Consider the following 19,964-nt stretch of genomic DNA (forward strand, 5'->3'; position numbering starts at 1 on the left):
ATGTCTTTTATTTGGGCGATTATTACAGGCTTTGTGTTAAGCATTGTCTTAAAAACAAGTTGGGGGTTTATACTGGGTCTTTTTATTGGCCCTATGCTTTATCAAGCATTTTGCAATAAATTAACCAATCAACGAACCCAAGCAAATCCAACGCTCTATTTAACCGTTGTTTTTGAAGTATTGGGACATTTAAGTAAAGCTAAAGGTGTGGTGACCCAAGATGATATCAATCTAGCTCGCCAATTTATGGATAGATTACAACTTGATAATAACAGCCGCCAGTTAGCTCAAGAATCATTCAATCGCGGTAAAGCTAGTGATTACCCACTACGTTCACGTTTGGCTGAACTCTATGCACAATATCGTTACCGACGTAATGTGTTAAATATTTTTTGTGAACAACTCATTCAAGCCGCGCTGGTTGACGGTCAATTGGATGATAAAGAGTTAGACATTCTTTTTATTGTAGCAGATGAATTCAATATACCTCGTCAGCAAATGGCAGCGTATATCAAAATGATGATGGCGAGCTATCATTTTGGTCAAAATAGTTATAGTTATTCTCAAAATCAGTACAACCAACATAGTCAATATAATCAGAACAATAATTATGGTGGTTACCAAGGTCGCTCGACTCAATCAGATTTGCAAAATGCTTACAAAATTTTGGGCGTTGAGCCAACAGCTGAAATCTCAGAAATTAAACGCGCTTATCGTAAATTAATGAATGAGCATCATCCAGATAAACTAGTATCAAAAGGTTTACCGAAAGAGATGTTAGAAGCGGCTAAAAAACGTGCGCAAGAAATTCAAGCCGCTTATGATCTTATTAAAGCATCCCGAGGATTTAAGTAGAGACTATCATTATGATGCATTGGCGTTCAATTATCAGAATCGTTGGATTGTTAATAGCCTTATTATCGATATTTATGCTTTTACCGGCATTAGTCGCGTTAATTTATCGTGACGGTGCGGGAGCGATTTTTGTCCGTTCATTTTTCGCATCATTAGTTTTAGGTTGTGTTTTATGGCTTCCTAATCGAAATCATCGCCATGAACTTACTACGCGTGAAGGTTTTTTTATTGTTGTACTATTTTGGTTAGTATTAGGGACTATCGGCGCTTTTCCCTTTATTTTTGACAACCATATCAACCTTAACTTAACCACAGCTTTTTTTGAATCGTTTTCTAGCTTGACCACAACGGGCGCAACCACTATTGTGCATCTTGACCATCTACCTAAAGCACTACTTTTTTACCGTCAGTTGCTACAATGGCTCGGCGGGATGGGTATCATCGTATTAGCCGTAGCCATTTTACCATTATTAGGGGTTGGGGGCATGCAGCTTTATCGGGCCGAAATTCCTGGCCCACAAAAAGATAGTAAAATGCGACCACGTATTGCCGAAACAGCAAAAACACTGTGGTCAATTTACATTTTGCTCACCACCTTATGTGCTGTTTGCTTATGGCTTGCTGGCATGAATGTATTTGATGCCATTTCACACAGTTTCTCGACGATTTCGATGGGCGGATTTTCAACTCATGATAATAATCTAGCTTATTTTAATAGCCCGGCCATTAATTATATTGTGACCATTTTTCTAATTTTATCGGGTTGTAATTTTGCACTACATTTTGCGGCACTAAATGGGTTTTCTATCAGTGTTTATTGGCGAGATCAAGAGTTTAGAACCTTCCTTTTTATTCTTATAATTTTAATTATTATCTGTGCTTTTGTTATTTATGTCTATCAACCACAACGCCATCTAAGTATTGATAAAATTATATTACAAGTAGTCTCAATAGCCGCAACCGTTGGCTTTACGGTTGATGATATTAATACTTGGCCGTCTTCATTACCTATTTTCTTACTCTCTGCATCATTTATCGGTGGCTGCGCTGGTTCTACCGGTGGTGGATTAAAGGTAGTGCGTGTATTGTTACTTTTTATGCAAGGATCGCGTGAATTAAAGCGTTTAATTCACCCTAACGCAATTTATACCTTAAAACTCAATAACCGCGTCGTACCCGAACGTATCATCGAAGCGGTTTGGGGATTCTTTTCTGCCTATGCGTTAGTCTTTTTAATCAGTCTATTTATAATTATGGGCACAGGCGTTGATGCAACTGATTCTTTTTACATTGTCTCCTCATCCCTAAATAACTTAGGTGTTGGGTTAGGTAGTGTTAGCGATAACTTTGCAACTGTTAGTGATTTAGTTAAATGGGTAATGGTTGTCGATATGTTATTTGGCCGATTAGAAATCTTCACCTTGTTAGTATTATTTACGCCAACGTTCTGGCGCAGCTAAGGATTGGTGATTTTTGTCAGGAATCATTTCTACTTATCCATCAAATTTGTTTTTTAAATTTCTTAATTTCTTAAAAGAGATTTTTTTGTTTGGTTTGGGTTTCGGACGTTAATCGTTTTACTGATTTTTCTTTTTTAGTGAACACGTCCAAGTTAGGGGATTTTTTGCGAAATCCCCTAACAACCCCTCGCAGCACAAGGACAAAGTGGTCTACGACTTCCCTCCGCCTTCGTGCGGTCTTACGCACCGCCGCTGATTTGTTCCTGACAAAACAGCGCCTTGCCAAACATCCCTGTTTGGCATGCTAACCGCGCTCAGTTGTCGGCACGTTGTAATTACGCGGATATGAGCTTTAATAAGCGTCTTAGCTTATTGATGCAGAATTTTCGAAATTTAGAGTTCTATACTAAAACCCCGATTTTCCTTAGATTTTTTTGTTTGGTTTGGGTTTCGGACATTAGTCGTTTTACTGATTTTTCTTTTCAGTGAACACGTCCAAGTTAGGGGATTTTTTGCGAAATCCCCTAACACTCCCCTCTTTACTCGGACCCCATTATCGTTATAAAAAAATCACTGAACCAAAAACCTCACCCAACCCCAAAATCACCCAATCTCGTTCAAAACTTCAAAGAAACACCTACATTAAAGTAAAAAACCGCCCCACTCTTAATCACAAAACCACTAAATTTTGACAAAAATTATAAATATTTTATTGATTATTTAGTCAATTACAGACAGAATTACTAGGCAGCATGTGCTGTATTTATTAGAGGTAATCACCTGACATATGGAATGGATCATGGATCCTACAATCTGGATTGGTTTATCTACTCTGGTTGTACTTGAAATCGTCCTTGGTATTGATAACATTGTTTTCATTGCCATTCTTGCCGAGAAACTTCCTCCCCAACAACGAGATAAAGCACGCGTCACGGGACTTGCTTTTGCATTAATTACACGCATTATTTTACTAATGTTTGCCGGCTGGTTAGTCACCCTTACAACGCCATTATTTTCAATCTCAGGAATAAGTTTTAATGCACGCCAATTAATTATGTTAATTGGAGGGATATTTTTACTATTTAAAGCCACCATGGAGCTCAATGAACGACTTGAAGGCGCTTCACAGGAAGATGGCAAACCGAAAAAAACATCTCATTTTTGGACCGTTGTTGCACAAATTGTCGTACTTGATGCGGTATTTTCGCTCGATTCGGTGATTACTGCTGTTGGGATGGTAGAACATATTCCAGTCATGATAATTGCAGTATGTATAGCAATTGGAATCATGATGGTCGCCAGTAAACCGCTTGCCAATTTTGTTAATTCACATCCAACAATCGTTATCCTCTGTTTAAGTTTTCTATTGATGATTGGGTTTAGTTTGGTTGCTGAAGGGTTTGGTTTTGCAATACCTAAAGGTTACTTATACGCCGCAATTGGCTTCTCGATTATGATTGAATTTTTCAATCAATTAGCGATCTTTAATCGCCGTAAAGCGTTAAACAAAAAACCATTACGTGAACGCACTGCCGAAGCCATATTACATTTACTTAAAGGCGATGCCGAAGAAGATCCAGACACGCATACCGTTGATGTTGTATCTGATGCCAATAAAAAAGTATCAGTATTTAATCATCAAGAACTGAGTATGGTTGAACGAGTACTCGGGCTTGCACAGCGTTCGGTAAGCAGTATTATGACCTCGAGATTAAATGTTGATATGATCAACATTAATGAAAATCGTGAAGTTATTTTAAAAGAAATTTTCGATAATCCACATTCTCGATTAGTGGTGACTGATACAGCTTCAATTGATGAACCATTAGGTATTATTCAGGTTAATGATCTTTTAAAAGATGTGCTACAAAACAAAGAGCCGATTGATATTAATGCACTAATAAAACAACCCCTGATTTTTCCAGAAACAGTCTCGTTATTAGTTGCGTTAGAGCAATTTAAAAAAGCTAAAACCCATTTTGCCTTTGTAGTTGATGAATTTGGTTCAATGCAAGGTGTTGTGACTGTCACAGATATCATTGAAACCATCGCGGGGGACTTTCCAACCGAAGAAGAGGAAATCGACGCCAAACATGATATTCAATGCTTAGAGGATAATAGTTGGATAGCCAATGGTTATATTCCTGTTGAAGAATTGATCAGGTTTGTCCCAATCCCTATTGATGATAAAAGAGAATATCATACATTAGCGGGACTTTTGATGGAAAAAGCGCAGCATTTGCTTAATGTTGGCGATACCATCCAAATTGGCGATTATCAATTTGAAATTGCCGAAGTAGAAAGTCACCGTATTCTTAAAGTCAAAATTACACTGAACAAACCGTCATAACACAATTAGCATAAAATGAGTTAGCCCACCTAAGTGGGCTAAAACTAAGTTAACTCCTCATGAAAGTGCACTTGTTACCTATCGAACCAACCACAAATGGTTTGGTCCCCTACCCAAGCAAGACCCAATCCCCCCTTTTTTAAAGCGATTGAAACGACCAAAGTAGACAGTCATCGTATTCTTAAAGTCAAAATGACACTGAATAAACCAAAATAACACAGTTAGCATACCACCTAAGTGGGCTTAAACTAAGTTAACTCTTGATTAAAAAGCGCCGTTTGTTTATCCAATCAAAGCTACATCGTTTAACTGTCCGACTTAAAGCATAAAATAGTTAAATTGCCGATTTTATTTGAGAGCAAGTATTCCTATCAAAGAACAGTAAATAAAGCTTAAACCAAACTATTTACCTGTTACAGTGATTGGTGAATAACTGTATCTATTAATTCAAAAAATCATCATGTTATGTTAACATTAACACACTCCATACTTTCAAACTCACCCTTTACAAAGCTAGGAGGTATACATGCATGACACCGGGCCTTTACTCATTGCCATCATCGGCGGCATTGTACTTGCCACCCTACTTGGATTACTCGCTAATCGTTTACGTATTTCCCCGCTAGTCGGTTATCTTATTGCCGGTATTATTGTTGGCCCCACAACACCTGGATTTGTTGCAGATACATCAATTGTGCAAGAACTAGCAGAAATTGGCATTATTTTATTAATGTTTGGTGTAGGGTTACACTTTTCATTAAAAGATCTTATGCAAGTAAAAAACATTGCTATTCCCGGTGCAATTGTTCAAATTACCGTTGCCACATTACTTGGAATGGGCATGTCTAGCTTGATTGGATGGCCGATTTTAACGGGATTAGTGTTTGGGCTGTGCTTATCTACTGCAAGTACAGTTGTATTACTCAGAGCCCTAGAAGATCGAAATCTGATAGAGAGTCGTCGCGGTAAAATTGCAGTGGGATGGCTAATTGTGGAAGATTTGGTCATGGTGTTAACGTTAGTATTGCTACCGGCGATTGCTACCATGTTTAGTGATAGCGATAACTATAATACAATCGATATTGTCAAAGAAGTCGCCAAAACTATAGGTCTTGTAATTCTTTTTATCGCTATCATGATTGTAATTGGTCGACGAACAATTCCTTGGCTATTAGCCAAAAGTGCCGCAACAGGTTCTGAAGAGCTGTTCACACTAACCGTACTTGCTATTGCTTTAGGTATTGCTTTAGCAGCAGTACAACTGTTTGGCGCTTCATTTGCATTGGGCGCTTTTTTTGCCGGAATAGTATTAACTGAATCAGATCTCAGCCATCGGGCCGCTAAAAATATCTTGCCATTAAAAGATGCCTTTGCCGTACTATTTTTTGTTTCAGTTGGAATGTTATTCAAACCACAAATATTACTGATTCATCCTATTGCCGTATTGTCGGTTATTGTAATAATCATTTTAGGCAAATCACTTGCTGCATATTTGATAGTCAGATTATTTGGTTATTCTAAACGCACCGCTTTAACTATTTCAGCAAGTCTGGCGCAAATTGGTGAGTTTGCTTATATTCTTGCGGCATTAGGTATCACTTTACAGATCTTTCCTGATGAAGCGCATAGCCTAATTTTAGCTGGTTCTATCATATCTATTGTGCTAAATCCCTTCATATTTAATTTGCTCGAATACTACTTATCACGCACTGAAAACATTGTTGATAGAATGATTGATCCCATTATTGAAATTAACCAACAAATACCCGAGGTTAAAAACCATGCTATTTTAATTGGCTATGATAGATTAGGTAGTATGATTGCCGAAAAATTAATTGCCCATCACGTGCCGTTTATTGTGATCGAGCCGTCATTAACTTTAGTTGAAAAAATTCGCCATGATGGATTAATTGCGGTATTTGGTAATGCAATAAAGCCGGGGATCCTCAATTTTGCTCATATCAAATCAGCCAAATGGTTAATTATTACCTCGCCAAATGGCTATAAATCAGCAGAAATATCACAACAGGCAAAAACGGTGAATCCTGATTTAGAAATTTATGTGCGAGCATTTTACGAAGATGAAATCGAATATATTGAAGAACATGGTGCAACCAAAGTTGTTACCGGTGAAGAAGAGATTGCAAATCACCTTTTACAGTTTCTTAATATTGATAAAGAACATGAAACAAATAATCAATATCAAGTTAGTCAAACCATGTCGATTGATATGGAAACTTCAAATACTAACAATAATTTAAAAGTTAAAATAGATATTCCGGTAAATGCTAATCTTGCCGCAGGAAATGGTAGTCCGATAGAATAACACTTGACCTAAATAAATAACTGGCAATAATAACGCAGTAAAAACTCTGTTTATTGTAAGATGTGGAGCGAATACTTCGCATCTTTTCTATTTTTGGCTTACAAAAATTTTAGATAAACACAGCAAAGACACACTAAATGCACATTGACTATTATCAATCAAAATTAGGCCTTAACTTATGAATTCAATATTCGAAAAAGTATTTCAATTGAGAGAGAAAAAAACCACCATTGGCACCGAAATCATTGCTGGTTGTACCACCTTTCTTACTATGGTTTATATCATCTTTGTTAACCCGTCTATCTTATCTGCAACCGGCATGGATACTTCTGCGGTATTTGTTCTCACCTGTGTGGTGACAGCTGTTGCCACTATTTTAATGGGTTTATTTGCCAATTTACCAATCGCATTAGCCCCCGCGATGGGACTTAACGTTTTTTTTGCTTATGGGATTTGCGGCGCAATGGGCTATTCCTGGCAAATTGGCATGGGCGCGATATTTTGGGGTTCTTTAGTCTTTTTTGCTTTATCACTGTTTAAAGTACGTCATTGGTTAATTGAGCATATTCCACAATGTTTACGAGTAGGAATTAGCGCAGGTATTGGACTATTTATTGCCTTTATGGGCTTCCAAAATATGGGCATAGTCGTGAGTTCACCGGCAACACTCTTAACCATGGGCAATATCTTATCACTCAAAGTATTACTAGGCTCTCTTGGTTTTTTTATTATTATTATTTTAGCAGCGCGCAATTTCCATGCAGCGGTTTTAATTTCAATATTTGTAGTCACCCTACTGGCGTTATGGCTTGATCCTAATATTACGTATCAAGGTGTCGCGGCAGTGCCACCGAGTGTCGCACCAGTTGTTGGTCATGTCGATCTTGCTGGCTCATTCAACATTGGTATTATGGGTGTGATTTTTTCAGTGATGATTGTTAGCTTATTTGATTCATCAGGCACAATTTTAGCCTTAACCGACAAAGCAGGCATTTCGGACGAAAAAGGACGCTTTCCTAAAATGCGTCAAGCACTATTAATCGATAGCTTTAGCTCATCACTAGGCGGATTATTTGGTACATCATCTGTATTAACTTATATTGAAAGTTCTGCGGGTATTTCAGTTGGTGGACGGACTGGCTTAACAGCTGTTGTGGTTGGAATCTTATTCTTACTGATGACATTTTTATCACCGCTTGCACATTTAGTACCAAGTTATGCCACATCTGGCGCACTCATATTTGTCGGTATTTTAATGGTTTCAAGTTTAGTCAAAGTTAACTGGTCTGATTTAACCGATGCAACGCCTGCATTTATTACCGCTTTGATGATGCCTTTTGCCTTTGCAATTACTGAAGGTGTTGCGCTTGGTTTTATCTCCTATGTGGTATTAAAAACCTGTACAGGTAAATTTAAAGAACTCAATCTTTGTGTAATTATTTTTGCATTATTGTTCGCATTAAAATTTATCTTTATTGATCATCACTAATTTAAACAGCTATTGCTACGATTAACACCGTAGTAATAGCTTAGTTACTTACCAACCAGCTAATCTTCAAAAATCCGCATTATTCAGTCAAAAAAATCATTCATTACCAAACATGTCACTAGACGTGCTTATAGAGTTTGATCTGCATCACAAAAATAAAAAAACATAAAATAATTACAAAATTTAATAATTGTCGTTAGTTTCAAATTTAATGCATATTGATTACAACGTATTAACACAACTGTGCTTAACACTAAATTAAAACAAGCAAAGATAACTTTCTCATTAACTTATTAGGCATCATTTAGAGGAATAGTATGAATCAATATTACGACAAAATAGATAGAATCAACTATGAAGGAACACAATCAGATAATCCTTTTGCATTTCGACATTATGATCCAAACCAGATAATTTTAGGTAAAACAATGGCTGAACATTTACGTTTTTCAATCTGCTATTGGCATACATTTTGTTGGGCAGGTACCGATATGTTTGGTTCTGGTTCGTTTGATTATCCTTGGCAAAAAAGTAGTGATCCTTTAATCAATGCTAAAGCAAAAGCCGAGATTGCTTTTGAGTTTTTCTACAAAATGAATGTTCCTTTTTATGCTTTTCATGACGTGGATGTTTCACCTGAGGGGAGTTCAATTCAAGAATACATCAATAATTTATCCACGATGACTGACATTTTGCTAGAAAAACAACAACAAACGGGCATTAACCTACTTTGGGGTACAGCAAATTGTTTCACTAATCCGAAATATGCAGCGGGTGCAGCAACTAATCCTGATCCAGAAGTTTTTGCTTGTGCTGCAACACAAGTTGTCTATGCGATGAATGCCACACATAAACTTGGTGGACAAAATTATGTGCTATGGGGAGGTCGTGAAGGCTATGAAACACTTTTAAATACTGATCTGCGTAAAGAAAGACAACAACTGGGTAAATTTATGCAATTGGTTGTTGAAAACAAACATAAAATTGGCTTCAAAGGTGCGTTACTAATCGAACCTAAACCTCAAGAACCCACCAAACATCAGTATGATTATGATGTTGCCACTATTTATGGCTTCTTAAAACAATTTGGACTAGAAAACGAGATAAAAGTTAACATCGAAGCTAATCATGCCACTCTTGCTGGTCACTCTTTTCAACATGAAGTTGCCTCAGCTATCTCTCTTGATATTTTTGGTTCGCTTGATGCCAATCGAGGCGATCCACAATTAGGTTGGGATACCGATCAGTTTCCAAATAGTGTCGAAGAAAATACTCTTGTCATGTATGAAATCCTAAAAAGTGGTGGTTTTAAAACAGGCGGTCTAAATTTTGATGCCAAAATTCGCCGTCAAAGCGTTGATAAATACGATGTCTTTTATGGTCATATTGGCGCCATTGATACTATGGCGTTATCATTAAAAAATGCGGCAAAAATGCTCGAAAGCCAAACATTAAGCCAATGTGTTACCAATCGTTATGCTGGTTGGGATAAACAACTTGGTAACGATATATTACAGGGAAAAATGTCATTACAACAAATTGCAGAGTATAGTCTAAAACATAAATTACAACCAAAAACACGTAGTGGAGAGCAAGAAAAACTTGAAAACTTAGTCAATAAGTTCATTTTTGGCTAATCGTTAGGCAACATAAGTTTATTAGGGCTACAAACCCGTAGCCTTAATAAACATTGTAGTGGAGAAATATATGTATATTGGTATTGATTTAGGCACTTCTGGTATAAAAGTCATTCTCATGGATGAACAGCAAAACATTATCGCATCGACAACACAACCTCTTAGCGTGTCTCGCCCTTTTCCGCTTTGGTCAGAACAAGATCCAAATCAATGGTGGCAAGCGACTAATATAGCAATGCATGAGCTTGGTTCACTGCATGATTTACAACACGTTAAAGCGATTGGTTTAAGTGGGCAAATGCATGGCGCAGTATTATTAGATAAACAATTGCAAATTTTAAGACCAGCCATCTTATGGAATGATGGCCGCTGCGATGCCGAGTGTCATCAATTAGAACAGCAAGTCCCCAATTCAAGAAAAATTACCGGTAATTTAATGATGGCTGGCTTTACTGCGCCTAAAATCAAATGGGTTAAAAATCATGAGCCAGACATTTTTGCCAAAATCGATAAAGTACTCCTGCCTAAAGATTATTTACGTCTTAACATTACCGGACAATTGGCATCAGACATGTCAGATTCAGCCGGTACCATGTGGTTAGATGTTGAAAAACGTGATTGGAATGATGACCTATTAGCCGCTTGCGGGCTAAGCAGGCATCATATGCCGACGCTATTTGAAGGTAATCAAATCACCGGTTATGTCAACGATAAAGTTGCAAAAAGCTGGGGAATAAATACCATTCCGGTGGTTGCTGGTGGCGGTGATAATGCAGCTGGCGCAATTGGTGTTGGGCTCTATCAATCAGGGCAAGCGATGTTATCACTTGGCACCTCGGGCGTCTACTTTGCTGTCACAGATCATTTTGTTAGTCAACCAGAACAGGCCATTCACAGTTTTTGTCATGCATTACCAGATCGTTGGCATCTTATGTCCGTAATGTTAAGCTGTGCATCTTGCCTTGATTGGGGCTGCCAATTATTATCAATCAAAGATGTACCTACGCTAATTTCATTAATTCAAACCGATCAAACTGATGCTAAACCTCCCGTCCAATTTTTACCTTATTTATCTGGCGAAAGAACGCCACATAATAATCCTGAAGCGAAAGGCGTATTTTTTGGCTTAACTAATCAGCACAACAAAGTAGACTTAGCTAAAGCCATATTGTTAGGTGTCAGTTACGCACTGGCTGACGGTATCGATGTCGTTGCGAAAACCGGCATTTCGCCCGATAAAATAATGGTAATTGGTGGCGGGGCAAAAAGTGCCTACTGGCGACAATTAATCTGTGATATTTCTGGTTATCCTATTGAATATTGTGAAGGCGGTGAAGTCGGCCCAGCATTAGGGGCAGCTAAACTAGCCCAAATTGCTTGCCATCCAGATACCCCTATAAACGAATTATTACCTTCACCAAAAGTAATTCAACTGCATCAACCTAACCGTGATAATTATCAAATCTATCAACAACAACGCGCTGTTTTTAGACAGATTTATCAGCAACTAAAACCACTCATGTGTTAATGATTCATCAAAGGGGAAAGAATCACGTTATCTTCCCCTTTATTTTCACTATCGAAAACCAATCATATCAATACTTAAGTAAATCGCTCTTCCCAATAAAAAGGCGTTAACATAACATTATTGTGTCAATAAACTACCGCTAGCTTGATTGGCGATTGTTACACACCACCTATGCTAAGCAGATCTTTTTTAGAATTAAAAATCTTAATTTACCTGCCAATTTTTTTATATTTTTCAGATTGTGACAAATATCTCATAAACCAAATTTCATAAATTTAAAACCAAATTTGATAATAACAAAATAAACAGAGATAAATTATATTGAAAAGCACGTTTTAATTTATCTGTTATGCAACTTATATTTTTCATTTAGTATCAATAATTTAACGATAAGAGAAAAATAACATGCTAAAAATAAATAATCCCGTTATCCCCGGTATGTCACCCGACCCATCGATTATTCGTGTCGATGATATTTATTACCTTGTAACCTCAACTTTTCATTGGCTACCAGCGATACAAATTTTTAAATCAACTGATTTAGCCAATTGGCAACTTATTGACTATGTGTTTAAACAAGGAGAAATTAATTTATCAGGAACACATACACCAGCAGGAATATGGGCCCCACATTTATCGTACGATGGCATCACCAAAAAATATTGGCTTATTTACTCTCACATGATCAATATGGCCGGACGAGAATTTAATGCCGATACCTATGTAACGTGTGCCAATAATATTCAGGGTCCTTGGTCTGCACCTATCTACATCACCTCAATAGGTTTTGATCCTGCACTGTTTCATGATGAGGATGGTAAACATTATTTAACCATTTTAGAATGGGAAACACGTCAAGGTTATCAAGCACCGGGTCATATCGTAATAGCCGAAATCGATTTAGACCATAAAAAATTAGTAAGCCCTTGGGTTCGCCTTACACAAGGTTTCACCACACGAGGCTGCGCCGAAGCACCACAACTTTATAAAAAACAGGATTATTATTATCTGTTAATCGCAGCTGGAGGGACCGGTTATGCACATGGCATTGAAATTGGGCGTAGTAAAACTATTTTTGGCCCTTACCAACCTCATCCATCATTAGAACCCATTGTGACATCTTCGCCTAATCATCTATTTTCATTGGGCGATCCTGATGCGGGTCATTTTGAAATGTATAATCCTAACTCAATCATGCAAAAAGCTGGACATGGTTCACTAGTTGAGACACAAAATGGCGATTGGTACATTGCTCATCTGATGTCCAGACCGATAAAAAACACATTACTAAATCCACTTGGACGCGAAACTTCAATCCAAAAGATGCAGTGGACTGACGACGGTTGGTTAGTCATGGCTGATGGTTCTAATTTAGCTAAAATGGATTTCGACTCTGAACTACCACTTGGTAAGCCACTCAATCACGATGTGATTGATGAGTTTGATGGATCATATTCATTACGTTTTATGACACCTTATAGAAATCAAACCACTAATTGGGTCAATAGCTATGAACGCACAAGTCATCTCAGAATATATGGGCAAAATTCGCTATTTTCTCAAGTTAATCCGGCTATCATGGCAACAAGGACCACATCGTTTAATTATCATGTTCAAACCAAAGTCGAATTCCAGCCCGAGCATTATTCACAAACGGCAGGCGTTGGGCTTTACTATGATGCTAATAATTGGATTTACTTTCACTTAACCTATAGCGAACAACTAAAAACTACCGTTCTTAGCCTTCTACAAGCAAAGTTAGGCGTTCGAATCGAGTTCACCAATCACCGTGTTGCTATACCTCATGGTGTTGTTGAACTCAAAATAGTCTATCAACAAGGTATTATTGAACTATTTTACAAACGCGATAACGCTTGGCTATCTTTCATGAGTAATTTGGATGTCCTTTACTTATCTGATGAAGGCGTTAATGGCGAGCCGGGTGAAATAGGTGGATTTACTGGCTTATTTAATTTTATTGCCTCTGTCGATAGCTATCAGCATCAATCTTATGCTGACTTTGACTATTACTATGTAATAAATAATGATTGAGATTTAAGGCGATATATTATGAAAATAACGATTCCATTAACTCGACTTATCCCTGGGCTAATCATTGGTCCTGCATCGTGGTTAGGTCCATATATTGCTGCATCAAGTCTCTTTTTACCGGCATTAATTCAACAAATTGATGAAGCCAACAAGATCCATCTATTAGCCCTATTTTCTGCCTGCGGTATGGTGATTGCGGCAATATCCAATATGCTTGCAGGCTATTTATCAGATCGAACACGCTCAAAATTTGGTAATCGCTCACCTTGGATAATTTGTGGTGGCATCGCTTTCATGCTTGCTATGATATTAGCGTCAACGGCTGATAGCATACCTTTTTTACTGGGCTGTTGGTTATTTGGTCAAATCGCATTGAATTTTATTGTTGCGCCCATGGTGGCTTGGATAGATTTTGCCGCTGACGATAGAAAAGGCACCGCATCGAGTGCCTATGGTGGGCTGGGAATGGCACTTGGTAATAATGGCTTTACCATTATTGCTGCAATGTTTTTAGGTAATTTCCGGTTTGGCTTTGTTATCTTTGGTGTGCTGGCATTTATTGGTATATTAATTGCTGTCATCATAGTGCGAGAGCCAGCTAATCTAAATCAAGCAACCACCCATCGTGCAATCAGAAAGCAAAATAGTTTTAGTGGTGCGTTAACAATTTTCCCTAAGTGGGAAATTGGACGAGACTACTACTTAGCGCTAATTGGTAAACTCTTTCAAGGTGTCAGTAATTTTACTATTGCAGGTTACTTATTATATATCATGACCGATTTTATCCACCATGATGCGCAAGCAACCCAAAATTCAATTCAGCTAATTAATTTGATTATGCTTATATTAGGCATTTTAATGGGGTTCATTGCAGGACCAATCTCCGATAAATTAAAAATTCTAAAACTACCTGTTGGACTATCCACCATCTTTTTAGGTATTGGTGCAATAAGCTTATTTATTTATCCAAACCTAAATGGTGTCCTTATTTATGCCTTCACTGCTGGTATTGGTATGGGGATCTGGAATTCACTCGACAATTTATTAAATTTAAAAGTGATTCCCGATAAAAATCGCATAGCATTCTTTTTAGGTATTTACAATCTAGGCAATACTATTACCCAAGCACTAGCGCCAATTATTGCTGCTTTTGTTATTTCAGTATTTGGCTTTTCTGCAATTTTTATCGTTTCATTGATATTTGCAACAATGGGGGGTATAGCTATATTATCGATTGGTTCAGTTAAAAAATAGTCTATTCACACCAGAAAAATTTTGTCAGTAACAAGCAATTTTTTTCTGGTGATAAAGTGATACAACCTAATTTTTATTAACGCGATATCATGATGAAGTTTTATTGACAGCATACTTATTTCTATAATCTTTAGGTGTCATTCCATAAAGCTTTTTGAATAAAAAATAAAAGTATTGTACAGAGGGGTAACCACACTGCTCAGAAATCATTTGAATCGACAGTGAAGATTCAATTAATAGGTATTTGGCTCGATTAAACTTTTCTTCATGAATGACACAATGAATTGTTTTACCTAATGACGCTTTAAAACGAAGTTCTAAGTTTGATCGAGATATTTGCATTTCAGAAATAACTTGCTCAACTTTAATTCCTTTACAAGCATAATCGCGGATATAGTGCATAGCTTGAATTACATATGGATCTTGTATTGATCGGTAATCAGTTGAGCGCCGAGCAATAATTTTTTTAGGTGCTATAAGGAGTGGTTCTGTTGAAATTTTGCCTTTTGCGAACTGTTTATTTAATAAACTTGCCGCATTAAATCCCATCTCTTCAGTCCCTTGCTTGACAGTCGATAACGACACCATCGACAAATTATTGATCACTTCTTCATTATCAATCCCAATCAAACATAACTGTTCAGGTATTTTTATTCCCACCCTATCACAAGCTTGCAAAATATGATGCGCCCTGGCGTCATTGACTGCAATAATGCCTGTATTAATCGGTAAAGTGAGTAACCATTTAGACAGTTTATCTAGGCTTTCTTGCCAATTATCCAGCGAGGTGGTCATACCTTGATATATAACCCCTTGGTAGCCTTTTTGCGCTAAGATCTGCTCAAATATTTTTTCTCTTACTGCTGCCCAGCGGCAATATCGCGTTGTTGGTATACTATAAAAAGCAAATTGATGGATGCCTTTTTCGCATAGATGATTAAACGCACTTTCGATAATGGCATAATTATCAGCTGCCACATAAGGTACGTTTGGATAGCTTACGTGATCATGGTAAGAGCTGCCAACACCAATAATAGGAATGGTTTCTTTAGCCAGCAAATCTTCAATATCCGGATCATCAAAATTGGCAATAATCCCATCACAATCAAAATGAAAAGCGGCTTTTGCATCATAACGCAGGGTTTCTGAAATATAAATATTCCAATGAATATTATGCAATTTCAAATAATCGCCTATGCCCTTTAATATTTGGCGGTCATAAATATTGTTTGCATTAAAGAGTAAAACAACTTTGTAAGATTCGCTTTTCATCGATGTTATTTGATACAGGGTAAATTCAAGATCCAGTATAATATTACCATTTTTTAATGCAAAAATTTGATTAATATAATTTTAATCTTTATCGATAAAACTATGTTAATAATTACACATAAAATACAAGTGTACCTAAACTCAAACTATCAATTACAACTAACTGTATAATAAAGACTATTTTAGTGGCTAAAAATCTTACTAAGATAAAAATAATCCGCCTACCGATGATACTCAACTATACCTAGCTAATATTGATATTAAATATGTGTTAAACCCGACAAACAACTTGTGGTAATACTTGACATTATGCCTGTTGGGGTCTAGAATCTTGCGACCCAAAACTTATATACATAGGTTTTGGTCTACAGTTATTAATTACGTATCTAAAATGCAATTTTAAATTTATTTTAATTAATCAGGAGCTTATTAATGGCAACAATTAATCAGCTGGTACGCAAACCAAGAGCCCTAAAGGAAGCGAAAAGTAACGTTCCTGCCCTTGAAGCATGCCCGCAAAAACGCGGTGTTTGTACACGTGTTTACACAACTACACCGAAAAAACCTAACTCAGCATTACGTAAAGTATGCCGTGTACGTTTAACCAACGGTTTTGAAGTGACTTCTTACATCGGTGGTGAAGGTCATAACTTACAAGAACATAGCGTGATTTTAATCCGCGGTGGTCGTGTTAAAGATTTACCTGGTGTTCGTTATCATACTGTTCGTGGTGCATTAGACTGCGCAGGTGTTAAAGATCGCAAACAAAGCCGTTCTAAATACGGTGTAAAACGACCTAAAGCTTAATGGTACTCCGTTAAGTAAGGCCAAACTATAAAATTCCATTTAACTCATTTGAGTTTTGGGTAAACCTGAAAATTTATAACATATAAACGGAGTATTCCAATGCCACGTCGTCATGTTGTCGGTCAAAGAAAAATTTTACCTGATCCGAAATTCGGTTCAGATTTACTGGCAAAATTTGTCAATATTTTAATGGTAGATGGTAAAAAATCTATCGCAGAATCAATCGTATATTCAGCTCTTGATAAATTAGCTGAGCGTAGTGGAAAAGACCACTTAGCAGCTTTCGAAGTTGCACTAGATAACGTAAGACCAACTGTAGAAGTTAAGTCTCGTCGCGTTGGTGGTTCTACATACCAAGTTCCTGTTGAAGTGCGTCCTGTTCGTCGAAATGCACTTGCAATGCGTTGGATTGTAGATGCTGCACGTAAACGTGGCGATAAATCAATGGCTTTACGCCTAGCGAATGAACTTATGGATGCTTTTGAAAACAAAGGTACCGCTGTGAAAAAACGTGAAGATGTTCATCGTATGGCTGAGGCTAATAGAGCGTTTGCACACTATCGTTGGTAATCAACCATTTATATTAAGTGGCTTGAAAATAGACTGACAGCACATATCTACTGTCAGTCCACCTAAATGATATTTTATTAAGCAAACGATTCTAAATAGAGGATTAATATGGCTCGTACAACCCCTATAGCACGCTACCGCAATATCGGTATCAGTGCACACATTGACGCAGGTAAAACGACAACAACTGAACGTATTTTGTTTTACACTGGTGTAAGTCATAAAATTGGTGAAGTTCATGATGGCGCAGCTACCATGGACTGGATGGAACAAGAACAAGAACGTGGTATTACTATCACGTCAGCGGCGACCACTGCATTCTGGTCTGGTATGGGACAACAATTTGAACCACACCGTATCAATATCATCGACACCCCGGGACACGTTGACTTCACAATCGAAGTTGAACGTTCTATGCGTGTACTTGATGGTGCAGTTATGGTTTACTGTGCGGTTGGTGGTGTTCAACCTCAATCAGAAACAGTATGGCGCCAAGCAAACAAATATAAAGTTCCACGTATCGCATTTGTAAACAAAATGGACCGTATGGGTGCTAACTTTTTACGTGTTGTAGAACAAATCAAAACACGTTTAGCAGCAGTACCTGTTCCATTAGTATTACCAATCGGTGCTGAAGAAGGATTTACTGGTGTAGTTGATTTACTTAAACGTAAAGCAATTAACTGGAACGATGCTGATCAAGGCGTAACATTTACTTATGAAGATGTGCCTGCTGACATGGTTGAGCAAGTCGAAGAATGGCGTGCTAACTTAATGGAAGCTGCAGCTGAAGCAAACGAAGAGTTAATGGAAAAATACCTTGGTGGTGAAGAGTTAACTGAAGAAGAAGTGAAAAAAGCATTACGTGAACGCGTACTTGCTAATGAAATCATCTTAGTAACTTGTGGTAGTGCCTTTAAAAATAAAGGTGTTCAATTCATGCTTGATGCAGTTGTTGAATATTTACCAGCACCGACTGATGTTCCAGCGATTAAAGGTGAATTACCAGATGGTGAACCAGCAGAACGTCATTCAAGTGATGATGAACCATTCTCATCATTAGCATTTAAAATTGCAACTGACCCATTTGTTGGTAACTTAACATTCTTCCGTGTTTACTCTGGTGTGGTTAACTCTGGTGATACTGTTCTTAACTCTGTTAAAGATAAAAAAGAACGCTTTGGTCGTATCGTTCAGATGCACGCTAACAAACGTGAAGAAATCAAAGAAGTTCGCGCTGGTGACATCGCTGCGGCAATCGGTCTTAAAGATGTAACAACAGGTGATACACTATGTGCTGAAAGCGCACCTATCATTCTTGAAAGAATGGAGTTCCCTGAACCCGTTATTTCTGTTGCAGTAGAACCAAAAACTAAAGCTGACCAAGAAAAAATGGGTCTTGCTTTAGGTCGACTAGCACAAGAAGATCCTTCATTCCGTGTACACACTGATGAAGAATCAGGTCAAACCATTATTTCTGGTATGGGTGAACTACACTTAGAAATCATCGTTGACCGTATGAAACGTGAATTTAAAGTGGAAGCAAATGTTGGTAAACCACAAGTTGCTTACCGTGAAACAATTCGCAATGAAGTTGAACAAGAAGGTAAATTTGTTCGTCAGTCTGGTGGTCGTGGTCAATATGGTCATGTATGGTTAAAAATCAAACCATTGGAAGCGGGTGGCGAAGGCTACAAATTCAACAACGAAATTGTTGGTGGTGTGGTTCCTAAAGAATACATCCCAGCAGTTGATAAAGGCTGTCAAGAACAAATGAAAAACGGTGTTCTTGCTGGTTACCCAATTGTTGATGTTGAAGTCACTATCTTTGATGGTTCTTACCATGATGTCGACTCATCAGAAATGGCATTTAAAATTGCCGGTTCAATGGCATTTAAAGAAGGCTTCATGAAAGCTAAACCTGTGCTTTTAGAACCGATTATGAAAGTAGAAGTTGAAACCCCTGAAGATTATATGGGTGACGTTATCGGTGACTTAAACCGTCGTCGTGGTATGATCGAAGGTATGGAAGATACTGCAACTGGTAAAACAGTTAAAGCACAAGTTCCACTTTCAGAAATGTTTGGTTATGCAACAGACCTTCGTTCACAAACACAAGGTCGTGCTTCTTACTCAATGGAGTTCTTGAAGTACAATGAAGCACCAACAAATATTGCAACCGCAATTATTGAAGCTCGTAAAGCGAAATAATTATTTATATAAATAAAGTAACACTTCCCTATTGAATTAGGGAAGTGGTTAAATAAAGGAACATTAAGATGTCTAAAGAAAAATTTGAACGTACAAAACCCCACGTTAACGTTGGTACAATCGGCCACGTTGACCATGGTAAAACAACTTTAA

General features: G+C 37.5%; 14 protein-coding genes. 13 read left to right on the plus strand and 1 reads right to left on the minus strand.

Annotation, left to right across the window (positions count from 1 at the left end; translation table 11 throughout):
* The 9 genes from djlA to J3U63_RS12405 all read left to right on the plus strand — a co-directional run bounded on the left by djlA (position 1) and on the right by J3U63_RS12405 (position 14,951).
* Positions 1-855 carry a co-chaperone DjlA gene (gene djlA, locus J3U63_RS12365; RefSeq protein ID WP_267334530.1) on the plus strand — a complete coding sequence of 285 codons (855 nt, stop codon included), beginning with the start codon at positions 1-3 and terminating at the stop codon, positions 853-855.
* 14 nt (positions 856-869) lie between these two features.
* The gene (locus J3U63_RS12370) at positions 870-2,315 is read left to right on the plus strand and encodes a TrkH family potassium uptake protein (RefSeq protein ID WP_267334564.1); all 1,446 of its coding nucleotides are present in this window, start codon (positions 870-872) and stop codon (positions 2,313-2,315) included.
* Between the two features lie 787 nt (positions 2,316-3,102).
* Positions 3,103-4,665, plus strand: a complete 1,563-nt coding sequence (locus J3U63_RS12375; protein ID WP_416381309.1) for a TerC family protein — start codon at positions 3,103-3,105, stop codon at positions 4,663-4,665.
* Positions 4,666-5,191: 526 nt separating this feature from the next.
* Positions 5,192-6,991 carry a YbaL family putative K(+) efflux transporter gene (ybaL, locus tag J3U63_RS12380; protein ID WP_416381310.1) on the plus strand — a complete coding sequence of 600 codons (1,800 nt, stop codon included), beginning with the start codon at positions 5,192-5,194 and terminating at the stop codon, positions 6,989-6,991.
* Positions 6,992-7,169: 178 nt separating this feature from the next.
* Complete coding sequence (locus J3U63_RS12385; protein ID WP_267334526.1) at positions 7,170-8,480, plus strand: NCS2 family permease; 1,311 nt, start codon at positions 7,170-7,172, stop codon at positions 8,478-8,480.
* A gap of 317 nt (positions 8,481-8,797) precedes the next feature.
* The gene (gene xylA, locus J3U63_RS12390; protein ID WP_267371693.1) at positions 8,798-10,117 is read left to right on the plus strand and encodes a xylose isomerase; all 1,320 of its coding nucleotides are present in this window, start codon (positions 8,798-8,800) and stop codon (positions 10,115-10,117) included.
* Positions 10,118-10,187: 70 nt separating this feature from the next.
* Entirely contained in the window at positions 10,188-11,645 is a 1,458-nt protein-coding gene (gene xylB / locus J3U63_RS12395) for a xylulokinase (RefSeq protein ID WP_267371695.1), read from the plus strand.
* A 405-nt stretch (positions 11,646-12,050) separates the two neighbouring features.
* Positions 12,051-13,697: a family 43 glycosylhydrolase gene (locus J3U63_RS12400; RefSeq protein ID WP_267367813.1), complete on the plus strand. Its 1,647-nt coding sequence runs from the start codon at positions 12,051-12,053 to the stop codon at positions 13,695-13,697.
* Between the two features lie 15 nt (positions 13,698-13,712).
* The gene (locus tag J3U63_RS12405) at positions 13,713-14,951 is read left to right on the plus strand and encodes an MFS transporter (protein WP_416381312.1); all 1,239 of its coding nucleotides are present in this window, start codon (positions 13,713-13,715) and stop codon (positions 14,949-14,951) included.
* Between the two features lie 87 nt (positions 14,952-15,038).
* Here the strand turns inward: J3U63_RS12405 and J3U63_RS12410 are convergent, their stop codons facing one another.
* A complete protein-coding gene (locus J3U63_RS12410) occupies positions 15,039-16,223 on the minus strand; it encodes a XylR family transcriptional regulator (protein WP_267349125.1) in 1,185 nt (394 codons plus the stop codon).
* A 432-nt stretch (positions 16,224-16,655) separates the two neighbouring features.
* Here J3U63_RS12410 and rpsL point away from each other — a divergent pair, with 432 nt between their 5' ends.
* The 4 genes from rpsL to J3U63_RS12430 form a co-directional block, all read left to right on the plus strand.
* Complete coding sequence (gene rpsL / locus J3U63_RS12415; RefSeq protein ID WP_034883792.1) at positions 16,656-17,030, plus strand: 30S ribosomal protein S12; 375 nt, start codon at positions 16,656-16,658, stop codon at positions 17,028-17,030.
* A 99-nt stretch (positions 17,031-17,129) separates the two neighbouring features.
* Positions 17,130-17,600, plus strand: a complete 471-nt coding sequence (gene rpsG, locus J3U63_RS12420) for a 30S ribosomal protein S7 (RefSeq protein WP_065633265.1) — start codon at positions 17,130-17,132, stop codon at positions 17,598-17,600.
* Between the two features lie 108 nt (positions 17,601-17,708).
* A complete protein-coding gene (fusA, locus tag J3U63_RS12425; protein ID WP_065633264.1) occupies positions 17,709-19,811 on the plus strand; it encodes an elongation factor G in 2,103 nt (700 codons plus the stop codon).
* Positions 19,812-19,879: 68 nt separating this feature from the next.
* Positions 19,880-19,964: GTP-binding protein (locus tag J3U63_RS12430; protein ID WP_010312103.1), on the plus strand; the 85-nt coding region annotated here is incomplete at its 3' end.

This window comes from Gilliamella sp. B2838, assembly GCF_026536185.1.
Taxonomy (GTDB): domain Bacteria; phylum Pseudomonadota; class Gammaproteobacteria; order Enterobacterales; family Orbaceae; genus Gilliamella.

What these genes read in the sequence shown, in the direction of transcription:
- djlA (WP_267334530.1), top strand. Translation starts at nt 1, where the DNA reads ATGTCTTTTATTTGGGCGATTATTACAGGCTTTGTGTTAAGCATTGTC.
- J3U63_RS12370 (WP_267334564.1), top strand. Translation starts at nt 870, where the DNA reads ATGCATTGGCGTTCAATTATCAGAATCGTTGGATTGTTAATAGCCTTA.
- J3U63_RS12375 (WP_416381309.1), top strand. Translation starts at nt 3,103, where the DNA reads ATGGAATGGATCATGGATCCTACAATCTGGATTGGTTTATCTACTCTG.
- ybaL (WP_416381310.1), top strand. Translation starts at nt 5,192, where the DNA reads ATGCATGACACCGGGCCTTTACTCATTGCCATCATCGGCGGCATTGTA.
- J3U63_RS12385 (WP_267334526.1), top strand. Translation starts at nt 7,170, where the DNA reads ATGAATTCAATATTCGAAAAAGTATTTCAATTGAGAGAGAAAAAAACC.
- xylA (WP_267371693.1), top strand. Translation starts at nt 8,798, where the DNA reads ATGAATCAATATTACGACAAAATAGATAGAATCAACTATGAAGGAACA.
- xylB (WP_267371695.1), top strand. Translation starts at nt 10,188, where the DNA reads ATGTATATTGGTATTGATTTAGGCACTTCTGGTATAAAAGTCATTCTC.
- J3U63_RS12400 (WP_267367813.1), top strand. Translation starts at nt 12,051, where the DNA reads ATGCTAAAAATAAATAATCCCGTTATCCCCGGTATGTCACCCGACCCA.
- J3U63_RS12410 (WP_267349125.1), bottom strand. Translation starts at nt 16,223, where the DNA reads ATGAAAAGCGAATCTTACAAAGTTGTTTTACTCTTTAATGCAAACAAT.
- rpsL (WP_034883792.1), top strand. Translation starts at nt 16,656, where the DNA reads ATGGCAACAATTAATCAGCTGGTACGCAAACCAAGAGCCCTAAAGGAA.
- rpsG (WP_065633265.1), top strand. Translation starts at nt 17,130, where the DNA reads ATGCCACGTCGTCATGTTGTCGGTCAAAGAAAAATTTTACCTGATCCG.
- fusA (WP_065633264.1), top strand. Translation starts at nt 17,709, where the DNA reads ATGGCTCGTACAACCCCTATAGCACGCTACCGCAATATCGGTATCAGT.